Origin of the sequence: Brevibacillus ginsengisoli (assembly GCF_050113715.1) — a bacterium.
GTDB lineage: Bacteria > Bacillota > Bacilli > Brevibacillales > Brevibacillaceae > Brevibacillus_H > Brevibacillus_H ginsengisoli.
Map to the genome: position 1 here is coordinate 64,230 of NZ_JBNJQR010000003.1, position 20,158 is coordinate 84,387.

General features: G+C 47.1%; 21 protein-coding genes. 12 read left to right on the forward strand and 9 right to left on the reverse strand.

Features of this window, described 5'->3' with window-relative positions; all coding sequences use genetic code 11:
• Position 1 precedes the first annotated feature (1 nt).
• Positions 2–1,243, forward strand: coding sequence for an MDR family MFS transporter (locus ACQCN2_RS07395; protein WP_426928255.1), 1,242 nt, complete (start codon positions 2–4; stop codon positions 1,241–1,243).
• On the opposite strand, the gene ACQCN2_RS07400 is transcribed toward ACQCN2_RS07395, so the two are convergent.
• Positions 1,244–2,062, reverse strand: coding sequence for a GDSL-type esterase/lipase family protein (locus tag ACQCN2_RS07400; protein ID WP_426928256.1), 819 nt, complete (start codon positions 2,060–2,062; stop codon positions 1,244–1,246).
• Between the two features lie 98 nt (positions 2,063–2,160).
• Here ACQCN2_RS07400 and ACQCN2_RS07405 point away from each other — a divergent pair, with 98 nt between their 5' ends.
• Both ACQCN2_RS07405 and ACQCN2_RS07410 read left to right on the forward strand, forming a co-directional pair.
• Positions 2,161–3,093 (forward strand): ABC transporter ATP-binding protein, encoded by a 933-nt coding sequence (locus tag ACQCN2_RS07405; RefSeq protein ID WP_426928257.1) that lies wholly within the window; start codon positions 2,161–2,163, stop codon positions 3,091–3,093.
• A 1-nt stretch (position 3,094) separates the two neighbouring features.
• Entirely contained in the window at positions 3,095–4,078 is a 984-nt protein-coding gene (locus ACQCN2_RS07410) for an ABC transporter permease subunit (protein WP_426928653.1), read from the forward strand.
• 57 nt (positions 4,079–4,135) lie between these two features.
• On the opposite strand, the gene ACQCN2_RS07415 is transcribed toward ACQCN2_RS07410, so the two are convergent.
• The 3 genes from ACQCN2_RS07415 to ACQCN2_RS07425 form a co-directional block, all read right to left on the reverse strand.
• Positions 4,136–5,554, reverse strand: coding sequence for a hypothetical protein (locus ACQCN2_RS07415; protein WP_426928258.1), 1,419 nt, complete (start codon positions 5,552–5,554; stop codon positions 4,136–4,138).
• Entirely contained in the window at positions 5,535–6,104 is a 570-nt protein-coding gene (locus ACQCN2_RS07420) for an RNA polymerase sigma factor (RefSeq protein ID WP_426928259.1), read from the reverse strand. The genes ACQCN2_RS07415 and ACQCN2_RS07420 overlap by 20 nt, the downstream gene beginning before the upstream one ends.
• Positions 6,105–6,189: 85 nt before the next feature.
• The gene (locus ACQCN2_RS07425; protein WP_426928260.1) at positions 6,190–7,875 is read right to left on the reverse strand and encodes a DNA repair helicase XPB; all 1,686 of its coding nucleotides are present in this window, start codon (positions 7,873–7,875) and stop codon (positions 6,190–6,192) included.
• Positions 7,876–8,350: 475 nt separating this feature from the next.
• On the opposite strand from ACQCN2_RS07425, the gene ACQCN2_RS07430 reads away from it, so the two are divergent.
• The 8 genes from ACQCN2_RS07430 (at position 8,351) to ACQCN2_RS07465 (ending at position 15,707) form a co-directional block, all read left to right on the forward strand.
• On the forward strand, positions 8,351–9,685 hold the full coding sequence (locus ACQCN2_RS07430) for a hemolysin family protein (protein ID WP_426928261.1): 1,335 nt from the start codon (positions 8,351–8,353) through the stop codon (positions 9,683–9,685).
• A 407-nt stretch (positions 9,686–10,092) separates the two neighbouring features.
• Entirely contained in the window at positions 10,093–10,515 is a 423-nt protein-coding gene (locus ACQCN2_RS07435) for a tellurite resistance TerB family protein (protein ID WP_426928262.1), read from the forward strand.
• A 72-nt stretch (positions 10,516–10,587) separates the two neighbouring features.
• A complete protein-coding gene (locus ACQCN2_RS07440; protein WP_426928263.1) occupies positions 10,588–11,622 on the forward strand; it encodes a S8 family peptidase in 1,035 nt (344 codons plus the stop codon).
• A gap of 118 nt (positions 11,623–11,740) precedes the next feature.
• The gene (surE, locus tag ACQCN2_RS07445) at positions 11,741–12,538 is read left to right on the forward strand and encodes a 5'/3'-nucleotidase SurE (protein ID WP_426928264.1); all 798 of its coding nucleotides are present in this window, start codon (positions 11,741–11,743) and stop codon (positions 12,536–12,538) included.
• Positions 12,539–12,540: 2 nt separating this feature from the next.
• Positions 12,541–13,623, forward strand: a complete 1,083-nt coding sequence (locus ACQCN2_RS07450) for a hypothetical protein (protein ID WP_426928265.1) — start codon at positions 12,541–12,543, stop codon at positions 13,621–13,623.
• 110 nt (positions 13,624–13,733) lie between these two features.
• Complete coding sequence (locus ACQCN2_RS07455) at positions 13,734–14,222, forward strand: hypothetical protein (protein ID WP_426928266.1); 489 nt, start codon at positions 13,734–13,736, stop codon at positions 14,220–14,222.
• Positions 14,223–14,308: 86 nt separating this feature from the next.
• Positions 14,309–14,887 carry an RNA 2',3'-cyclic phosphodiesterase gene (gene thpR / locus ACQCN2_RS07460; RefSeq protein WP_426928267.1) on the forward strand — a complete coding sequence of 193 codons (579 nt, stop codon included), beginning with the start codon at positions 14,309–14,311 and terminating at the stop codon, positions 14,885–14,887.
• A 151-nt stretch (positions 14,888–15,038) separates the two neighbouring features.
• Positions 15,039–15,707 (forward strand): hypothetical protein, encoded by a 669-nt coding sequence (locus ACQCN2_RS07465; RefSeq protein WP_426928268.1) that lies wholly within the window; start codon positions 15,039–15,041, stop codon positions 15,705–15,707.
• Between the two features lie 300 nt (positions 15,708–16,007).
• Here ACQCN2_RS07465 and ACQCN2_RS07470 read toward each other — a convergent pair whose 3' ends face one another.
• The 4 genes from ACQCN2_RS07470 to ACQCN2_RS07485 form a co-directional block, all read right to left on the reverse strand.
• Positions 16,008–16,487 (reverse strand): chemotaxis protein CheW, encoded by a 480-nt coding sequence (locus ACQCN2_RS07470; protein ID WP_426928269.1) that lies wholly within the window; start codon positions 16,485–16,487, stop codon positions 16,008–16,010.
• A 94-nt stretch (positions 16,488–16,581) separates the two neighbouring features.
• Positions 16,582–16,917 (reverse strand): AzlD domain-containing protein, encoded by a 336-nt coding sequence (locus tag ACQCN2_RS07475; protein WP_426928270.1) that lies wholly within the window; start codon positions 16,915–16,917, stop codon positions 16,582–16,584.
• On the reverse strand, positions 16,914–17,657 hold the full coding sequence (locus ACQCN2_RS07480) for an AzlC family ABC transporter permease (RefSeq protein WP_426928271.1): 744 nt from the start codon (positions 17,655–17,657) through the stop codon (positions 16,914–16,916). The genes ACQCN2_RS07475 and ACQCN2_RS07480 overlap by 4 nt, the downstream gene beginning before the upstream one ends.
• A 237-nt stretch (positions 17,658–17,894) precedes the next feature.
• Entirely contained in the window at positions 17,895–18,419 is a 525-nt protein-coding gene (locus ACQCN2_RS07485) for an ADP-heptose synthase (protein WP_426928272.1), read from the reverse strand.
• A gap of 286 nt (positions 18,420–18,705) precedes the next feature.
• Here ACQCN2_RS07485 and ACQCN2_RS07490 point away from each other — a divergent pair, with 286 nt between their 5' ends.
• Positions 18,706–19,437: a TerC family protein gene (locus ACQCN2_RS07490; protein WP_426928273.1), complete on the forward strand. Its 732-nt coding sequence runs from the start codon at positions 18,706–18,708 to the stop codon at positions 19,435–19,437.
• Positions 19,438–19,512: 75 nt separating this feature from the next.
• Here ACQCN2_RS07490 and ACQCN2_RS07495 read toward each other — a convergent pair whose 3' ends face one another.
• Complete coding sequence (locus tag ACQCN2_RS07495; RefSeq protein ID WP_426928654.1) at positions 19,513–20,130, reverse strand: hypothetical protein; 618 nt, start codon at positions 20,128–20,130, stop codon at positions 19,513–19,515.
• Positions 20,131–20,158: the final 28 nt, after the last annotated feature.

The following is a 20,158-nucleotide window of genomic DNA, read 5'->3' on the forward strand; positions in this document are numbered from 1 at the left end:
CTTGGGTAGGGTTCGTCATTTTTTACAGGAGTTTCATCCCATCATTCATTCGCTTTTGATCGGGACTGTTTTAGTCAGGGCGGCTGGATCCATGAGTATGCCATTTCTGGTGATATATTTATCAAAAACAACCAGTATGGATTTGCCAACCATTGGGCTGATTGTTGGCGCGGGTCCGCTCGCTGGAACGATTGGAGGCTTTGTCGGGGGGACGTTGTCCGAAATCATTGGGCGCAGGCGTGTGATGATGATGGCGCTGTACGTCTGGACGTTTGTATTTTTGGGCTTTGCGTTTGGGAGCGGTACGCTGTTCTTCCTTCTGCTCAGCATTTTAAGCGGGCTGTGCCGATCGTTTTACGAGCCGGTTTCACAGGCTTTGATGGCGGATTTGACGACGCCGGACAGACGGTTTCGGGTATTCTCGCTGCGCTACACCGCCATCAACGTTGGGGTTGCGGTGGGGCCGATCATTGGTGCTTTGCTGGCTGTAAAGGGAAGCGCATTACCATTCGTGGTCACAGCCATTATTTATCTGATCTATGTCATCAGCTTGCAGGTTCTCTTAAATCGCTTCGGGATCAAGCAGATTGAGGGACAGAAGAAAGAACAAATTACCTTTCGAGGAGCTTGGGATGTCGTGGTCAAGGATTCCGCTTTCCGTCTCTTTATCGTGGGAGGTATTCTGGGGGCGATCGGCTATTCGCAAATGACCGGAAGTCTCTCCAAATTCCTGGAGATGTCAATGGCGGATGGGGTCAAACTGTTCTCCATCCTGATGAGTGTCAACGCGATCGTGGTCGTCGTTATGCAGATTCCCTTTACTCGCTGGGGTGAAAAAAGAACTCCCCTCCAAAGCATCTTGGTGGGGAATATCATGTACGCCATCGGGGATATCGGATTTGCTTACGCCAATAACTGGACATATTTTATCGTATCGATGGCGTTCTTTACTTTCGGTGAAATCCTGACCTTTACCGCATCAGACGTGTTTATTGATCGACTGGCGCCAACCAAAATGCGCGGCACCTATTACGGGGCCAAGAGCTTCAGCAACCTGGGGCATTTTATCGGGCCATGGATTGGCGGGATTATACTCACTTCCTATGGCGGTTCTCCGCTGTTTCTGCTGGTTGCTGTTATCTCCCTTAGCAGCACGTTATTCTACTGGTGGGGACAACAACAGTATCAGCGAAGCACAGGCAAACAGATGGAGGCGCTTAAGCCAGAGCAATCAGCCGGTTGATTACTGCAATGCGCGCAGGATTCGTTCAGCGATACGAGCGTAGCCATCACTGTTGGGATGAAAATGGTCGGTATAAAGATACTGGCGCTCCTTCTGGTAAAACAAATCATAGGTAGGAACGACCAGCACGTGATTATAGTTTGCGGCGATCTGACTGGCTTCGTAATTCCAGGCGATGACCGGACCCGCTGTATCTGCGGCAGCTTCTGTATCACCAAACGGATTATACAGCCCAATGTAGATAATGGTCGCGTTAGGATTGTATTGGTGAAGCTTTTGGAGGATCTGTGTGTAGTTCTTACGTAGAGCAAGGGTAGCTTGCTCTATTTTCTTTTTGTCCAGCTGTTGCAGGGTGTCGCTTGACTGGAACAAATCATTGCCGCCAATCGTGAAGGTGATGATATTGGCTTGGGCTAGGAGCTTCTGGACTTGTGATTGATTGAGTTGGTCAAGGAGTCCAGCTGATTTCAATCCGTTAATCCCAAGGTTCGTCAGTGTAATCGGCTGTTTTTTCTCTTTTTCCAGCGACTGGCGCAGTCGACCTATATATCCTAATCCATCGGCGTCTCCAGTCCCTCTGGTCAGTGAATCGCCGAGTGAAACGATGTTAAGCGTTCCTGTGGGAAGCGGAGCGGGCTTGGCCGAGGGATTCGTGTTTCCGCTCTCGGGAAGCTGGGGTTTGGCTGGGGCCAGGGTCTCTGGATGAAGCGAGAGACCAAAACCTGTAAGCAGGATCAGAAAAGATAGCAAGGCGAGAATACCTACACTTCGCCATAACAGGTGACTTCGATTGACTCGTTTTCCTTGGGGGGGGCGCACGGAAGTGTCCTCCTTTTTCGTTTTTATATGAGTGCATGTTATACTAAAATCACTTTGGAAACAACTGTCTTAAAGATTAGGCGAGAAGGTGAGCAGGTATGTCGGAAGTGGTTTTATCCGTTTCTCACTTACAAAAGACGATCGGCAAGCGAAAGATCATTCAGGATATCTCATTCGATATGATCGCGGGAGAAGTGTTTGGATTTCTTGGACCGAACGGAGCCGGTAAGACAACGACCATCCGCATGTTGGTTGGATTAGCCAGCGCAGATGCGGGAGAGGTATTGATTGGCGGCTACTCCCTCACCGAACAGTTTCCTAAAGCGATCTCTCAGGTGGGGTGCATCGTGGAGAACCCGGAGCTGTATAAATTTCTGACCGGAAGAGAGAATCTGGAGCTTTTGGCCCGAATGAGCAGCAAAGTATCGCTTGAGAGGATTGAAGAATTGATTGATTTTGTTGATTTGCGGGAAGCGATTGATGACAAGGTCAAGACATACTCGCTGGGTATGCGCCAGCGATTGGGAATTGCGCAGGCACTCTTACATAAGCCCAAAGTATTGATTCTCGATGAGCCGACGAACGGACTTGATCCTGCCGGGATTCGCGAACTTCGCCAATTTATCCGCAAGCTGGCCGTAGAAGAAGGACTGGCGGTGTTCATTAGCAGCCACTTGCTAAGCGAGATTGAGATGATGTGTGATCGGGTGGCGATTATTAACAAAGGCAGGGTCATCTCTGTAGGATTGGTTCAGACCTTGATGGAACAGTTTGCGGATCAGGTGGAATGGGAATTCGAACTGGATCAGCTAGAAGCGGGACAAACCGCGCTGCAAGAGCTTCCTTTTGTGACTGAGACGTGGATTACGCGGGAGCAGACGGTGAAGTGTCGGATGGATCGAGAGCAAATCGCCAAGGCAAATGAGAAGCTTGTGGCAACAGGTATCCCTCCCAAAGGCATCGGCTCCAAGACGGTTACGCTGGAAGACCTCTTCTTATCCTTGACGGGAGGTGATTCACATGGGCGGTAGAATGATTGATTTAATCCATAATGAAACCTTGAAGCTGTTGAAACGTCGCCGCTTTCTGGTGGTGATTCTCATCCTGGCGATCATTATCCCGATTTTCACCTATGCGCAGTACAAATCGGTCCTGACCGCACAGGAGCGGATGGGGACCTCGGATTGGCGTCCCTTGCTCCAGCAGAAAATCGTTGATATGACGAATCGCTTGTCCTCCAGTCGGCTTCCAGAAGAATGGCGGCAATGGATCAAAATCAATATTCAGCAACAACAATACTACCTCGATCACGATATTAACCCAGATGCGCCGGGAGGACCTACATTCTCGCGCGAATTCATGGATCAGGCAGTCGCGCTTTTCTTGCCCATGACCATTGTGGTTTTGGCGGTCGACTTGATCTCGGCGGAGCATAGTGAAGGGACAATCAAACTATTGCTCACCAGACCAGTCCGACGGTGGAAGATTCTCACCAGTAAGTTTCTGACGCTGATTCTCTTCACCTCGTTAACGGTCATCCTGGCGCTCGTCATGTCGTATCTCATCTCTGGAGTGGTATTCGGCTATCGCGGTTGGGATATGCCTGTCTTGACCGGGTTTAGGGTCGTGGGCGGGCAGTTGGATACTTCTCATGTCTTCATGCTCCCACAGTGGCAATATCTGCTGTTGCAATACGGGCTTGGCTGGTATGTCTGTCTCGTGGTTGGCACGATTACCTTTATGGTCTCGGTATTGGTGCGCAGCGCGGCAGCTGGGATGGGGATTATGATGGCCGCGTTGATCAGCGGAACGATTCTTACCCAGATGGCTTCCTCGTGGGAGCAAGCCAAATACCTCTTCATCGTCAACCTGCAAATCACTGATTATCTGGCGGGTTCACTGCCTCCGATCAAAGGAATGACCCTTCCGTTCTCGCTTACCGTGCTTACGGTATGGGGGGTAGCCGGTTTGATCGTGGCCTATGGAATGTTTGTAAAGCGGGACGTGACGACTTAGTCCGCGCAAAAAAGAAGCTCTTCCTATTCAAAGGGAGAGCTTCTTAGCGTTTGCGGATCACTTCTTCCATTTCGTACTCTTCGCCATCTCAATCAGACGATCAAGTGTACCGCTATGAGCAGAAAGGATGACGTAGAGATGTTGATTGTTTGAATCGTTGATGAAGTGAACAGCATGCTCATTGGCTGGGCTGGACGGCGGCAGTTGATAGGTTACACCGATTGCCTGATTGCCGTTCACCGAAAACAATTGGCGGTTGGCGAAAACTCCCGGGATAGAAAGTTGCTTATTTTCTTCGACAGGCTTTACTTCAACACTGATTTGGTCTGAACCATTCCCATAAACAGCCGTTGTTCCAATGACGTGCTTGCTGGTTTGCGATTCATATTGAAGGGACAACGAAATGAGTGAAAATCCTTCCGGTAAGCGCTCGAAAGCAGGAATCGGCATATCGGAAGCTTGTACGGCAGTTGGAATATCCGTAAAGGTAGAAATCGTGATATCCTTTTGATTTGCCGATGCCGCGGCCAAGGAATAGACGGTCTTAGGCGCAGGAGGTGTTACTTCTTCACCTTGTTGTTGCTGGTCTGGAGCAGGTGTTGAAGTGTTTGCTGTCGTATCCATATTGCCTTTCGCAGCGTCTTTGGCTACTGCCGACATGGGAACTTTCTCCTCCACTGTTGTCGGGGTTTCGGGGCGTTTAGCTACTAGCGCATGATCCATTGTGGCATCATTCATCGTTGTATTATTCATCGCAAACCCATTCATTGCTGTCTCATGAGCAGCTCCTTGCGGCGGAAGTAATGGACCTTTGCGTGAACTCACTTCCGGTTTGATGGGGGTGGTGCTTCTTGGACTCATGGCAATGGCCGTATCCATCGTTGGAGGACTTTGTTTCGTCGCAGGCTGACTAGAACCCTCCGAAGCTGGAGCAGTCGCAGGATTTTCCTTTTTCGCTGGTTCCTGCTGTACTGGTTGAACCGGTTGGACAGATCTTATTGAATTGTTTTCACTAGCTTTCGAAGAAGGAGTATTCGCTAAAGCCGTTACTTGATTATTTTGTGTAACCGATGCCGTACCTTGGGATAAGGCTAATTTACTCTCGTCTTGGCGAGAAAATTCCTGATAAGAGAGTAAACCGACCACCAATAGAGCGGCTGCAGCACTGCCCCAGGCGGTGAAGGAAGAAAAGAGACGTCTCGCTTTGGGAAGTGAACTCTTTTGTTGGGTGATTAAATGTTCTGCGGCTGAGTGAGGCGGCAGCCCCCCTTTTCCAGATGAAGCATAGATCGCCTGCATGATTTTATCCTCTAACTGGGGAGAAGGCTGAGGGAACTCTTTCAAGTACATAACCTCCTCATCGCTTAAACTGTTCGCTTCGATCCAGAGTAGGCAATCATTACAATTCTCGATGTGGGAGAGAGTGGCATCGTCTGTGCCGATTATCCAATTCTCTCTAAACTCCTGGCAGTTCATGAATGAGCCCTCCTTCCGATCGTTGTAGTATTTTGGCTAATTCTTGTCGAGCTCGAAGGTACCTGACGCGAGCGGTAGATTCCGCGACGCCTAGCATTGAAGCGATTTTGTCAAACGGGTATTCGTGTGTGCAACGCAGAACAATGACTTCCTGATAGGAATCTGACAGCTGAGCAAACGCCTCTTGAATCTCACGGCGTTGCTCCTTGTTGAGCAAGGACTCCTGCGGAGATTCGTCCCGAGATTCAGCGGGAATGTAAGCCAGCTGTTCATCAGAATCGTGATATTTGCGTCTTCTTAGAAAATCAATGGTTCGATTGCGAGCCATGGTATGTAACCAGGTGGAGAATTGGCTGTCACCACGATAGGAAGAGAGCTTTTCGTATGCTTTAACAAATACCTCCTGGGTCAAATCCTCCGCATCCGAATGGTTGTTCACCATTTTATAAATAAAAACGAAGATCATGCGTTGGTATTTTTGGATCAAATCGCGGTATGCTTCAAGATCCCCGTCCAAGATCTGCTGGATAATTACACTATCCGTTTGCATTGATCTTTCGGCCTCCCTTCCCTATTTATCTGACGACTGTTTTGTCTCTATGTTTCAGATTTAATCAAATTATTTAACTGGAATTTTATGGATTTGTCAACTGATCTTCTTCAATATTTTCATAGCGGTAGCCTTGCTCAATCAAAAACAGCTGACGTTTGGCGGCAAATTCCTGTTCCCGCGTATCCCGCGTCACCAGTGTGTAGAAAGTAGCCGTGTTATTGTCTGGCTTCGGTCGTAAAATTCTACCGAGACGCTGTGCCTCTTCTTGCCTGGAACCATACGTCCCAGAAATTTGGATGGCGACATTGGCGTCAGGCAAATCGATCGCGAAATTGGCGACCTTGGAGACAATCAGGCATTTTAACTGTTTGGTTTTGAATTGCTGATACAGCTGCTGGCGTTCTTGTTCCTTTACTTTGCCAGTGATTAAAGGCACCTTCAAATGTTCGGCAACCTTCTCCAGCTGATCGATATATTGACCGATGATCAGCACCTGATCTTCCCGATGCTGTTGGACAAGCTTAGAGAGAACGTCCAGCTTGCGTGGGTTTTCGGAGGCGATTCGATATTTTTGCTGGATAGTAGCATGCGCGTAGGCTTCACGCCATTTTGGCTCAAAAGAAAGCCGGACCTCTTTGCACTGCGCTTTGGCAATCCAGTCCTGCTCCGCCAGCTCTTGCCAAGACATATCATAACGCTTGGGTCCCACTAGTGAGAAGACCTCATCTTCTCGTCCATCCTCACGAATCAGCGTGGCCGTCAAACCAAGTCGTCGTTTCGCTTGAATACTGGCTGTCATGCGAAAAACCGGAGCTGGCAGCAGATGAACCTCATCATAGATCAAAAGCCCCCAATCTCGCTCATGAAATAGGGCCATATGGGGATAATCTTGATCTTCCTTACGATGGTATGTAAGCATTTGATAAGTGGTAACCGTGATAGGTTTCACGTCTTTTTGTTCGCCCGTATATTCACCAATTAGCGAGGGGGCAATGTTGGTTTTATCCAGGATCTCGCTGATCCACTGGCGTACGGAAGCCGTATTTGTCGTCAGGATTAATGTAGCGGTCTGGATTTGGCTCATCGTTCCAATTCCAATGACGGTTTTACCCGCGCCGCAGGGCAAGACCAATACGCCATTTCCGCCGTAAACCGAGCCGCCCGCGTAAAAGGCTTGTATCGCTTCCTGCTGATAATCGCGAACCTGCAAGTGTCGCCCTCCTGCCGTGGTCTCGCTCAAGGCAATCGAAAGAGGCTCCCCTTCTGTATAGCCGGCAATATCTTGTACGGGGTAGCCCAGCTTAATCAATTCATGCTTGATCAATCCGCGCGAGTAAGGAGCAATGAGAAACTTCTTGGAGCTAAGGCGATCCGTGACATAAGGTTGCAAAGAAGGATACTGTAGCACCTCTTCCAAGATGAGCGGATCATCACTGACAAGTTGAAAGGAATCTTCCTCGCGCTCCAAGCGGATCAGCCCATAACGGCTAAAGGTATCCTGAATTTCTTTGGCCAAAATCGGCGGGATGCCAAATTTGCTATAGCTCTGCAAGGAATCCAGAATTTGCTCTGCGCTAAACCCGCTTGCGGCCGCGTTCCATAAGGAGAGCGGAGTGATTCGATAGGTATGGATATACTCGGGGCTTTTGATTAATTCAGCAAAGCCGGTAATCGCCTGACGAGCTTTTGCAAACAGGGGGTTGTTGACCTCTAAAAGGATCGTGCGATCACTCTGGACAATCAGAGGGAGCTGCAATGGATTAGACACAAAAACGTCACCTCAGACAACTTCTTTGACACAATCGTACCATAATTCGCTACTAAAACCTAAAACGACAAGAAAGGCAGGAAAAGGTGGTGGATCTGTCCATAAAAGCGTTTACATTTTGCCTAACGCTTGATACAATAAGGCTACGGCGGAGTTAATCCACGCCAATCAAAACAGAAAGGGAGCGAATGTACATTACTGGTAGGAACACAACCTGAATTAAATTCTTTGGGGAGTGATGCCTGAACTAAACCTGCCGTCTACATTGGGTCTCATAAGAAAGGAAGCACATCATAAGTGAATAGTAAGGAAGTACGTTAGCCCTGTCCGGTCTTAATGAAGAGCGTGACAGGGCTATACTATTTTTGAAGACACGATGATTTCAGACAAACCATCAGAGGAATGGTTTTTTTTTGATAGGTGGGAAACAATAGCTTAAAAAGCGTCGGGAAAAATGCGAAAGGAGGGAGAATGGGTGTACCTTGAGTCGCTATCGGATATCCTTTTTAAGCTATTCTTGGTTCTTCTGCTCGTATTTTTGAACGGTTTTTTCGTTGCGACCGAGTTTGCTGTCGTCAAGGTGAGGGAGTCCCGCATCACTCAGCTTATCGCAGAAGGGAACAAAGGGGCGCGTGATGTTGAACAATTAATTCATCATCTGGATGCTTATTTATCAGCCTGCCAGCTAGGGATCACGTTGGCTTCGCTTGGACTGGGGTGGTTAGGTGAACCAGCTGTGGCTCGTTTGCTTCAACCGATATTTGACTTTTTTCGTCTGGGAGAGTCTTGGTCTCAATCCATATCCTTTATCCTTGGTTTCTCTATTATTACCTTCTTACATATCGTACTAGGGGAGCTTGCCCCCAAATCATTGGCGATTCAACGATCTGAAGCGATCGCTCTTCGAGTAGCCAAACCGATTTCGATGTTTTATAAAGTGATGTATCCGTTCATTATCTTTTTGAACTGGGCGGCAGCCAAATTTCTCGATCTACTGGGACTCGCTCCAGTTTCAGAACACCAGGCGGCTCATACGGAGGAAGAAATTCGAATTCTGGTTAACGAGAGTCACAAAAGCGGGTTGATTGATCAGACGGAGTTAATGCTGGTGGATAATATTTTTGATTTCTCCGAGACAATGGCAAGAGAAATCATGGTTCCTCGAACCGACATGATTGTATTGAATTTGCGCGATTCATTTGAGGAAAACGTTGAGATTGTCCGCAACGGGCGATATACCCGCTATCCGATCGTGGATGGAGACAAGGATCATGTGATTGGAAGTCTGCACATTAAGGACCTGCTTTCCTACAATTGGAGCGATAAGGAACAGTCCTTGGAACCGATGATCCGTTCCATTCTAACCGTACCGGAGACAATCTCCATTAGTCGTTTGCTCGGTATGCTGCAAAAGCAGCATCATCAACTGGCGATTCTGATCGATGAGTATGGTGGGACGGCTGGACTTGTCACAGTAGAAGATATTCTGGAGGAAATTGTCGGAGAAATCCAGGATGAGTTTGATGACGAACGCCCGGAAATGGAGAAAAAAGACGACATCTATTCATTCGATGGCCGCATGTTGTTGGAGGAAGTGAACGAATACCTGAGTCTGTCGTTGGATGACAGCGAAGTGGATACGATCGCGGGATGGATCTACATGCAGATCGATCATCCCCCCAAGGTGGGCGATACCGTACGAGAGGGAGGGTATGAGTTTAAGGTGAGTGAGGTGGACCACTACCGAATTCACCGCATCACGGTCAAAAAACAGCCGCAGCAGCCACAAGCAGCTCCAAGTCCAACGTAACCCTCATTTCTGGCAAAAGGAAATGGGGGTTGTTCTATTCTAAAATAGGAATGTTCAATTGCTTTATAATTAGAAAGTAATTGAACATTCCTTCCTTTCGCGTAAGCCCACTTAAGAAAAGACTTCGTCCGCTTGAGCTCATTTTAAGCGAAAACCAAGCACAAAGAACGTAGGAAGGAAAAAGAGTCGGCATTCTTTACATCAATGAGAAACGAAGTGATTTTCTTGTCGACTCCCTTCTGAAGTGAATGGAGCGGACAGTTGATGCGACTAGTGAGCTTAAACAGAGGATAAAGCGACGAAGTTTTTTCTAGTTCACAAAATTGACACAAATTGTTGTGGAACCGCTTTCTTCCCTTTACGTATAATAGTGTAATAATCTATCCACCCGTGAAAGGAGATAAACCGTGCCTATCAGCGAAAAGGACAAGCACATTTACTTTACTTCCATTCGACTAATGATATGTGTCGGCCATTCGGATGGATACATGAGTCAAAAAGAGATTAACCGAATTTATCAAATGGTTGAACAGGAGCATTTTACATTACGAGAGCGACAAATTCTCATGAATGATATAGATGAGCCGAAACAGCCCGAAGCCGTTGTGGCGGATTTGGCTCTCCTGAGCAAGCTGGAAAAACTGACACTCTTAAGACAACTGTATCATGTGGCGATAGCGGACCGGAAGCTTTCGGAATCCGAAAAAAACCAAATACGCCGAATTGCCGATCTTTTGAAAATTGATCGAATGAAGCAGCAACAGGTTGAAGAATGGATCATTGAAGGAATCCGCTGGCGAGAAAAGTGGAAACAAATTGTGGAGGAATAGGCTTCTGTCCAACCCATTTGAGCACGTCAAACATACCATGTGTACAGAGAATTCCTCTCTGGGGGTATATACGTGCATAAAATTCTTACTTTTCAGCAGTCTAAAGGTTTCCATCAATGTGTAGAATGTCTGCAAAAAGAAGAAAAACTGAAATCTATTGTGAAGAATTTGTCTCATATTCGTTCGGTTGTTGTTGCCGAATCGGATCTTGAAACCCTATCAAAGCTTCTTGGCAAATCAAAGTATCAGGTATCCAATGAAGTGAAGGTACGGCTTCACTTTACCGACGAAATTCCGTGGGGCGTAGCAGAAGTAGGTGCAGAGAAGTTCTGGACAAAAACCAGAGGGCACGGTGTGAAGGTTGCCGTTCTGGATACTGGGATTCTCAGTACGCACCCTGACTTGAGGGGTCGAGTGAAGCAACGTGTGAATTTTGTAAGCGGAAGCGGTAGTGCCATGGATGGTCATGGGACTCACATTGCAGGCACCATCGCCGCGATCGTGAATAACCGTGGGATTGTTGGCATCGCACCAGAGGTTGATTTATATGATGTCAGGGCATTCGGGCCGGATGGTACGGCGAATATCAGTGACATTATTCAAGGGATCAACTGGGCCATTGAAAACAAGATGGACGTTATCAACATGAGCTTTGGCTCTGAGGTAGACAATTTCGCGTTAAGGAACGCCATTCGCCAAGCGCAAAAAGCAGGGATTACCATGGTGGCATCGGCAGGGAACAACGGCAAAGCCTTAGAGTACCCAGCCGCCTACAAGGGAGTTGTCTCTGTTGGCGCCATTGATCAGAGTGGCAAGCTGGCTGATTTCAGTTCTCGAGGAAAGGGCCTGAGTACTGTAGCGCCAGGGGTCAAAATCAAATCCACATGGTTAAATAACGGCTACCTTGAACTGGATGGAACATCGATGGCGGCTGCCCATATTTCCGGAGTGCACGCGCTTCGATTAGCTGAGAAAAGAGCAGCCATGCAAGCCAAAAAATCGGCCAAAACCAAAAATTCTTCTGAAGCCAACAAATCGTCTGAAACCACCAAACCAGCTAAAGCCACCAAATCAGCTAAAACCAACAAATCAACCAAAGCCAATTAAATAAGTCCAACCAACCCTCCGCTTTGAACGCATTGTTCGAAGTGAGAGGGTTGTAGTATTTTCTTATGCTTTTTTCATTTGCTACAATAGAGGGAATCAGAAAAGGAGGAATCTCAATATGCTGCGGATTTTGGTAACAAACGATGATGGAATAGACGCATTGGGGATCCACCGCTTGGTCGAAGCGCTACTCGTTTTTCCAGACGTTCAAATTACAGTAGTTGCTCCTTCCCGTGAGCAAAGCGGGGTAGGGCACGGAATAACCTATCGGGAGGCGTTAGCGCCCGCGAAGCACGAGTTTCATCAGCTGCCAGTAGAAGCATGGAAGGTGAATGGAACACCCGCAGATTGCGTCAAAGCAGCGTACCATCTCCTTTTACAGGAAGGCAAAAAGCCGGATATCGTCTTCTCCGGCATCAATGTCGGGAATAACTTGGGACGAGATGTCTATTACTCTGGTACATGCAGTGCCGCGAGAGAAGCGGTGATCTTAGGCATTCCAGCGGTTGCCCTCTCTTACGATAACTTTTTTCATAGCGATAATTATGGTGAAGTGGTGGAGATTGTCCGACCGATCTTACGTCAATTTCTGGACAAAGCCAAGGCGAAGGAATTCCCGCAAGAGGTATTCTGGAACGTAAACATCCCTCATCTTCCGCAAACTGAAGTAAAAGGTGTTGTTCCTGCCGTTTTATCTCTTTATCACTACGAGGATAAATACCACATGGAGCATGAAGGGTATTGGCTTCGCCGCGAATATCACGAGGTGAATGAGCACCCAGCGGATGAAGATTATCGTTTGTTGACGGACGGGTACATAACAGTCACACCGGTTCATATTGATTCTACCGATCGCACTTTGCTCGATGAGATCAAGACATGGTCTGTCAGTCAACACTGGAAGAAAGGGGAATAGTCATGGCAAGTCACGACCTGTTTCGTCCGTTGATTTCACTTCGGCCGGACCTCCATTCTCCATCTCATGAGACAATTTCCCAAGCGCTCCCGACTGAAGAGTTCGCTGATTTATACACGAATATTCGCGATGAGGGCCTGACCCATTTTCCACGGATTGATTCCCGCGGAAATGTCGAGCTGTACCTTGTATTCGAAAGCATTGACGACTTTAGTTCCGCCACACACGGAGAGGTTTATCTGGAGTTTAAAAGCTATCAGGATAAATTGCTGGCCATCATCTGGACGTTGGATGATCCACTGAATCCATTAGGTTTTCCCATGAGCTTTAACATTCAGGAGAAGCAGGACCGATACATGGCGCTTCGTCTTCTCGATCAGCCACAAACATGGGTTCATTATGTGGCTTTTGTTGATCAAGAGATCCTGCACATTTACTCCGAAGCTATCTCTTTTCCCACGGAGGAAAAGTCACGCGTCGAATCACTTGTCCACGACCTATATGAAGAGAAAGCTGACACAGATGAAGAGGCTTCACGAAAGCGACATGAAGAGATGGAAATTAAAGAGCTTCCGACCGAAACGATTACGGCGCATACCTTACCGGAGGAATCGCTACTTGAGAGCGGGACGGCTTACGTGTTCGATTATCAGCGTTTGATCGCCGCACATGGCCCACAAGAGGCACAGGTAGTCCTCATGCAGGCCGTACATCAGGCGCTCCTCATCATGCGTCGCCATTATCGGAGTGAAGTGAGGGAGACCACGTTTACAGTCTGGGCGGCTGAGAGGGGACCGTTACTTTACTTGTTCGTGACGCCTAGTCTTGAGCATCTTTTTGAGGTAGTTCACTATAGCGAAGAGGAAGCGAATCCATTCTCCAAGACGCTTCTGGCCATTCCTCAGTTTGTCGAGACGATGGAGGGCGCCCCGCTAGCGTTGGGAGCTTATCCGATCATGCGATATGTGCAAGGCAAGTGGATGCACGTGGAACTGGATGAAGCATTCCAGACGACTCTTCACGAGTTGTTTGCCCAGCATTATTCCGGCGAAGACAATCCATTTGAGATGAATTTTCTTACATAATTTATCTATGGCGAAAATATGGTAAAAGTAGTCAATTTTCAACAAAGGAAATGACAATAAGGAAAAGCGAATAGGAAAGAACAGGAAAATAAACGACGAGGTGAGTGAATATGTACGCTGTTCAACCCTATTTGTTCCAAACCGTATCTAGCCATTCTCGTAAATTCCAAAACGAAGTGGAACAACTGGCCCGCCAATACTCACTAAAGATCGATGGGGGATTCCCTGCTTTGGAATTACAGGTGTCACCAAAATTCCAAGCATTGCTGGAGTATACCTTGTGGTGCGAAAGCGGAATGATTGCCATCAAAGGTAAACTTCAATTTAACGAAAGCCACTCCGAGCTGTTAGAACCAGTCCCTGTCTCCATACGCTTCTCCATCTCCACGAATCAGGATACGGACGGTGAATACATCAAGCGACGCGTAGAAGAGTTTTGTGGTCGTGATGTGGAGCTTCAATGGTATATGGAACCACTTAGGCACAATGGGCACATCGAGTTATCCTTGCAATTTCTCTACATCCCTTCATCCGGAACGCTATTGGAATATACCCGCTATATTCTGGGAATTCTAACGGGGCGGGTTGTGGCGGCTTAAACAAAGCCGAAAAGACATGTATTCAACATCGAGAAGCTCTCCCGCGGGAGGGCTTTTTTAATGGATAGTACATAGGGAGGGTATTCATGCGACTGTTTGTAGCATTTGATGTTCCAGATGAAGCGGTAGCGTATATTCAAGAGGCTCAACAAAAAGTAAAGCAATTCGTCAAAGCGGATAGGTGGCAGCCGATTCACAATCTTCATCTAACCTTGCATTTTTTGGGGGAGGTAAACGATGACCTGGTTCCTCTGATTTGTGAGGATATGAAGATTGTTTCCTCGATCATCCAACCCTTTACTCTGGTGCTTGGCCAATTTGGAGCGTTCCCGTCACCAGAACGTCCGCGAGTCCTTTGGTTAGGGTTGGAGGGAAACCTCAAGTCTCTCACCCAAACCCATGAGCTTCTGGGCAAACGATTCGATCTGCGGCAAGGTCTGGAATACGACACACGTTCATACAAGCCGCATATTACCCTAGCGAGAGGTCCACATACGAAGAACGGTGCTCTTCCGTTAGAGGAATGGAATCGGGAAATCCTCACCGAGCTGCCTCCTCGCTGGCAAGTAAACCGGATTAACCTTTATCGATCGGAATTGAAGGCGACAGGAGCAGTCCACACGATCATTCACAGCGCTGAACTGGCTCATAACGTTTTGGCGTAAACTTTGGAAATGGGATTGACAAAAAATAGTGTAGTACAACGTCAAATTTTTGATTGACTTGAATAAACTGGTTAAGAAAGAGGCGTTTGCGAAGCGGATGCCGGGGGGTATTAGTGATAGACGTCACTTTGTAAGAAAGCGGTGGGAACCCATGAGTGAGTTTACTACCGGAGTACTATACCCGTGTAAGTATGAGCCCAAATTACTCCTGCACCTGTCCAGATTTAACCAACCCTATTTTCATAAAAATATTAACGAAGGGTGGAATGCGTTCTTTCTGGAAGACGAGTGGCTTGAGACGGCCGATACGATTCAATTTCTCCTCAGGCTCTCAAACCATCATATTCCTTTGTTGTGGTTCCATGACGCGGAGGAGACTGGATGGGGATATCGCTTGTTTGACGGAGGAGCAGAGGTTTCTTCCGCCACGATCAGCTATGAGCTGGATATTGAAATGACCGAGGAGATTCTCGCGAAGCGCTACCCAACCATCGAAATTGCTGAGGAAGTAATTCATAACGACAAATTACGCCAAGAATATGATGAAGTCTTACATCAAGTCGTGCATTCTGATCGTTTTCAACAAGAGGTGGGCAAAGGAATCTCACGTTTTCGTCCACAATCGTTTAATCGTTTTCTTTCCCATAAGCAGGTTCAACAGTTATGTTCCTTGTTCGATGTATCCATGCTAACAGAATTTGACGATGATCTCGGCAGCTCCCTCCTGTACGATTCCGTTGATTTGTTCAAAGAAATCCTCGGAATCGAAGAGATGATGTGGGTCAATTACGCATATTTAGCTAGTGGTGGACGAGAGTAGAGTATGGGATACGAAAATGAAAAAATGCCAGGACAAAAGTGTCCGGCATTTTTGTTTTGTAGTTTTTTCGCCTTTAGCTTTTTTCTGTTTAGCTTAAACCTGCTTAAAAAAGACTTTGTCATTCGTAGTCTCCTTGGAAGTGATAACCTAGCGTAGGAGTGGAGAAAGGGGCTAGAGTCGCCACCCAACCCCGCAGGGGCGCGAAGCGTTTGGCGACGTCCCTTTCGAAATGACGAAGCGGACAGTGTATACCCCTTAGCGAACTTCCACAGAGCGTAGAGGGACAAAGTCTTTTTCCAACTAAGCAGTTTTATGCAACCACTCTCCAAAAACCTCATCCAAATTCAACATCAATATCAGACGATCCTCCATCCGGGCGATACCTTTGAGATATTTGCCTTCAATTCCGGCATAGATCGGCGGAGCGGGCTCAATCTGCTTGACCGGGATGCGGACAACCTCCGACACTGCGTCAACCAGTATGCCAAGCTTTAGATTCGGCATGGATATATCAACAAATCGGCTGTCTTCCGTCATAGGAAGCGGCTCAAGCCCAAACATTTTACGCAAATGGACGATGGGCAGAATATTTCCGCGCAAATCAATAACTCCTTCAACAAACGGTGGTGATTTAGGAAAACGGGTAACCGGCAATGGTTTAATGATTTCTTTTACAACCGAGATTGGCACCCCGTAGAATTCTTCGCCCATTCGAAGCAGGATCGCATGATAATAATCCCCTTCATCTCCCCAACTGAATGTACCTAGTGGTTCGCTCATAAATCAATTCCTCCTAGCAACTCTCTTACCTATCTTCTACCCAGGGATCTATGGGAAGAAACCTTCCCCCGATGAGTTTTTAGGCATTTACCTTTTAATCATTCGACGGAAAAGGAAGAATTCCTAGGGAGACGAGTACCACAAGCAAAAGACTTACGCCAAAACTGACAAATACGTTACGAGTGAACCGCATCGCGATCAAACAAATCAGACTGGCTACAATCAGCAAAGGACGGATGACCAAGTGATGCTGATCGATCAAAACAGACGGAAAAATTAAACCGGCAAAAATGCCAATTGGAATAAACGTCAGACCATTTTTAAGGCGGGGAGAGAATCGATCACTTGGCAGCCGTAAAAAAGCGCGCCTGCTCGCATAGGTAACCGCGGCCATTCCGAGAAAAAGAAGTAGAACCGATAAGGTACTCATGCTGTTTCCACCTCACTCGTCAAGGACTCTTGGGCGGAAGTTTGTTTCTTTTCATCGGTAGGCAAGAAATAACCAACCGCAAAAGCAATCACACCCGCAATTAACAGATGCAAGCCGCTTGGCAAAATGAAGCTCATTCCGACGGCTACAGCCCCACAGATCACAAAGGTTACAACCCGAACCAGGGAAGTCAATTGATAATAAGCAAGTGCGAGGAACATAGCCGTGAAGCTAAACCCTAGACCAAGCGCTTCCGGATCAGGAATCCATTGACCCGCCACTGTGCCAAGCAGGGTGCCTGTGAACCATCCCAGATAGAGAGATAGACAGACAGAGGTGATATACGCCGCATCACTTGAATGGTGACGAAAGCGGTTCAGCGAGATGGCGTATTGTTCATCGGTCAGAAAGAAGGCAAAAACATTCACTTGTCTGCTTGAGAATTGCTGATAATGCGGGGAGATGGATAACCCCATTAACAGATGACGTGAGTTTAGCAGGAAGGTTGCCAGTACAATCGCCCACAAACTGCTATGTTCGCTTATCATCGAGAGCGCGGTAAATTGTGCTGAACCGGCGTACACGACAAGGGACATGGCGAGTGTCTGCCAGACGGTTAAACCGGCCTGTAAAGACAACATGCCAAATATCGCACCAAACAACATAAGACTAACCGTGATTGGTAAGGAGTCCAACAGGCCTTGCCGCCAAGAGGACAAATTGGGTCGGGCTGAATTCACGAATGACGCTCCTTTCAACTTGTAAGCACTGAACCAAGAATTTGCATGCCAGATTTGATCTGATCACTTGTTTCACTCCTTGGAGCGAATTATATGGTTTACACTATAATCTGATTGTTCTTGAAATAAAAGAGCCAATTCTTCTATTTTGAAAAACCAGTCAGATTTTACAGGTACAGTGAAAAAGCAAAGCAGACAGACTACTTTGCTAGAAACTCTCATAAGTATGAATGTCGATTACTTCAGTTCAGGAGGAGTGTCCAGAGTATTGCCGACCTCCAAGGCGAACTCAAAGTCTTCTATGTCGTAAAATTGTACCGGAATCTCATGTTGAAGCATACGTTCCTGCCAATCCACCTGATCGGTAAGGATGGAAGCGTGAAGCCGCATGGCGGTGACCATCAGCTCTGTTTCAATCGGGTCAAAAAGCTCTCCCCAGGAAGCTGGATCGCTTGCTTTTATCAACGTGAATTGAATATGATCCTGAAACGGAAAGGTAATAGTGGACCAAGGGGCCACTAATGCTCTCTCCATTTGTTTACGCTTGAAGGGTTCGGAAAAGTAGTGAATCATGTCCTTCAGTACGTCACGCACATGCCGATCGTCTGCGGGATCAGGCATGATCGGTTCTGTTGTTTGCAAGATTTCGTCTAGTTCATAAATGGTGGACAAAGGCAAGACATATTCCACCGGTTCGGATGGGGAGAGTAGTTCACCATAGATGGCCAACATAACGCCCTCCATCACAAAACGCTTTCTCATCGGATAGCCCCCCTTGTATCCCATGATACTCAAATCATGGATTGACAACAACCCTCTTTAGCGAGTAACATATTAGTACAAGTGAATGTGTTCTTCCAAAGGGGAGTAGCTTTTACAGCAAAGTCGTCATTACAGGACTAGATGTCCTCGGCTTTGTTGGCAACGTACCTGTTGTTAGCAAGACCTTTGCCTATGAACTATCGTAGGTAAGGGTCTTTTTATTTTGACCTCTTGCCTACAGACAACAATCGTATCTTGTCAATAAAGCGAAGAGGAGTTGGATTGAATGTTTGGAATGGAATTTACGGAATTTATTTCATCACTTTTGTTGATTATTGCCATTGATATTGTTTTGGGTGGCGATAATGCGCTTGTGATTGCCATGGCAAGCCGCAAACTGCCCGCTGAACAGAAAAAGAAGGCGATATTTTACGGGACTGCGCTTGCTATCCTGATTCGAATCGTCGCAACTGTGGCGGCCGCAATGCTGCTTCAAGTCAAATATTTGTTTCTAGTCGGGGGACTTATCCTCGTGTGGATATCCTATAAATTATTGGCTGATGAGAACGAAAGCCACGATATCCAGGCGGGAAATAATTTGATGCAGGCCATTAAAACGATTGTTTTGGCCGACGTCATGATGGGGCTGGATAATGTACTGGCTATCGCGGGTGCCGCACATGGCGAATTGTTGATCATCATCATTGGTCTTTTAATCAGTGTTCCGATTATGATCTGGGGAAGTAATTTGATTTTGAAAGCGATGGAGCGCTATGCTTGGTTAATTTATGCGGGTTCTGCCGTGCTTGCTTGGACAGCGGCCAAAATGATCACACATGAAAAGGCCATTGAACATCTGTTTGTCTCACCATGGGTATTGTATGGCTTCAAACTTTTCGTGGTTGCCTTGGTGATTGGCGCAGGGCTGTGGTCTCGAACAAGAATGAATAAGGCTTCACAGCTTCACAAGAAGCATGAAATAGAGCTAGAAGAGAAGAATCAAGCGACCGGTTCTTAACTATAGAGAACGACCGTTTTCACAGCAAAAAGGCAGGCTATTCGTTAGCCTGCCTTTTTGGTATTTCAGAAGGAATTAATCTGCAGCTACCCGGTCTGTGCGACTGAACCAGCGAAACGGGTTAAGCGACCAGCGAGCACCTGTGCGATCCGTCCGATGCTTGCGCCGGGTCAAGCGTTGATGCATAAGGTCCATTTCAAATGTGACACGACGCATCTCCAAGCGCAGCGATTCCTGTCTTTCTTCCATATCCGCTATTTTTTGAAGAATGGTGCTTTGCATTTGCTGCATGGTGGAGAGGTTCGCGATTTCTTGTTGAAATTGGAGTAAGGCTTCACTTACGGTCAATTCGATTTCGCGAAATGTTGACTGCAGCTGCTTGGAATCCTGAAGCATCACGGCTGTTTCATTGGCCGCCTCCTCTTCATCGATAAACCGCATATCTTCCGTGAGTAGTCCTTCTGCCATCATTTGTTGATGTATATCTCGAAGCGAGGAGTTCCCTGCATCTTTTCGAATTTTCACTTCTTTCAGCAATTGGAAACCAAGTTCACTGATCAGGTAATGACCTTGTGGATTCTTCTGCTTGTCCGTTATCGGGACAAACAAATCAAGCCAATTACGCAAAGTTCTAACGTGTACATTCAACCGATCCGCTACTTCCTTCGAAGCCATCCATACCTGTACATCCAGACTCATTGCTATCACTCCTTATCGAACC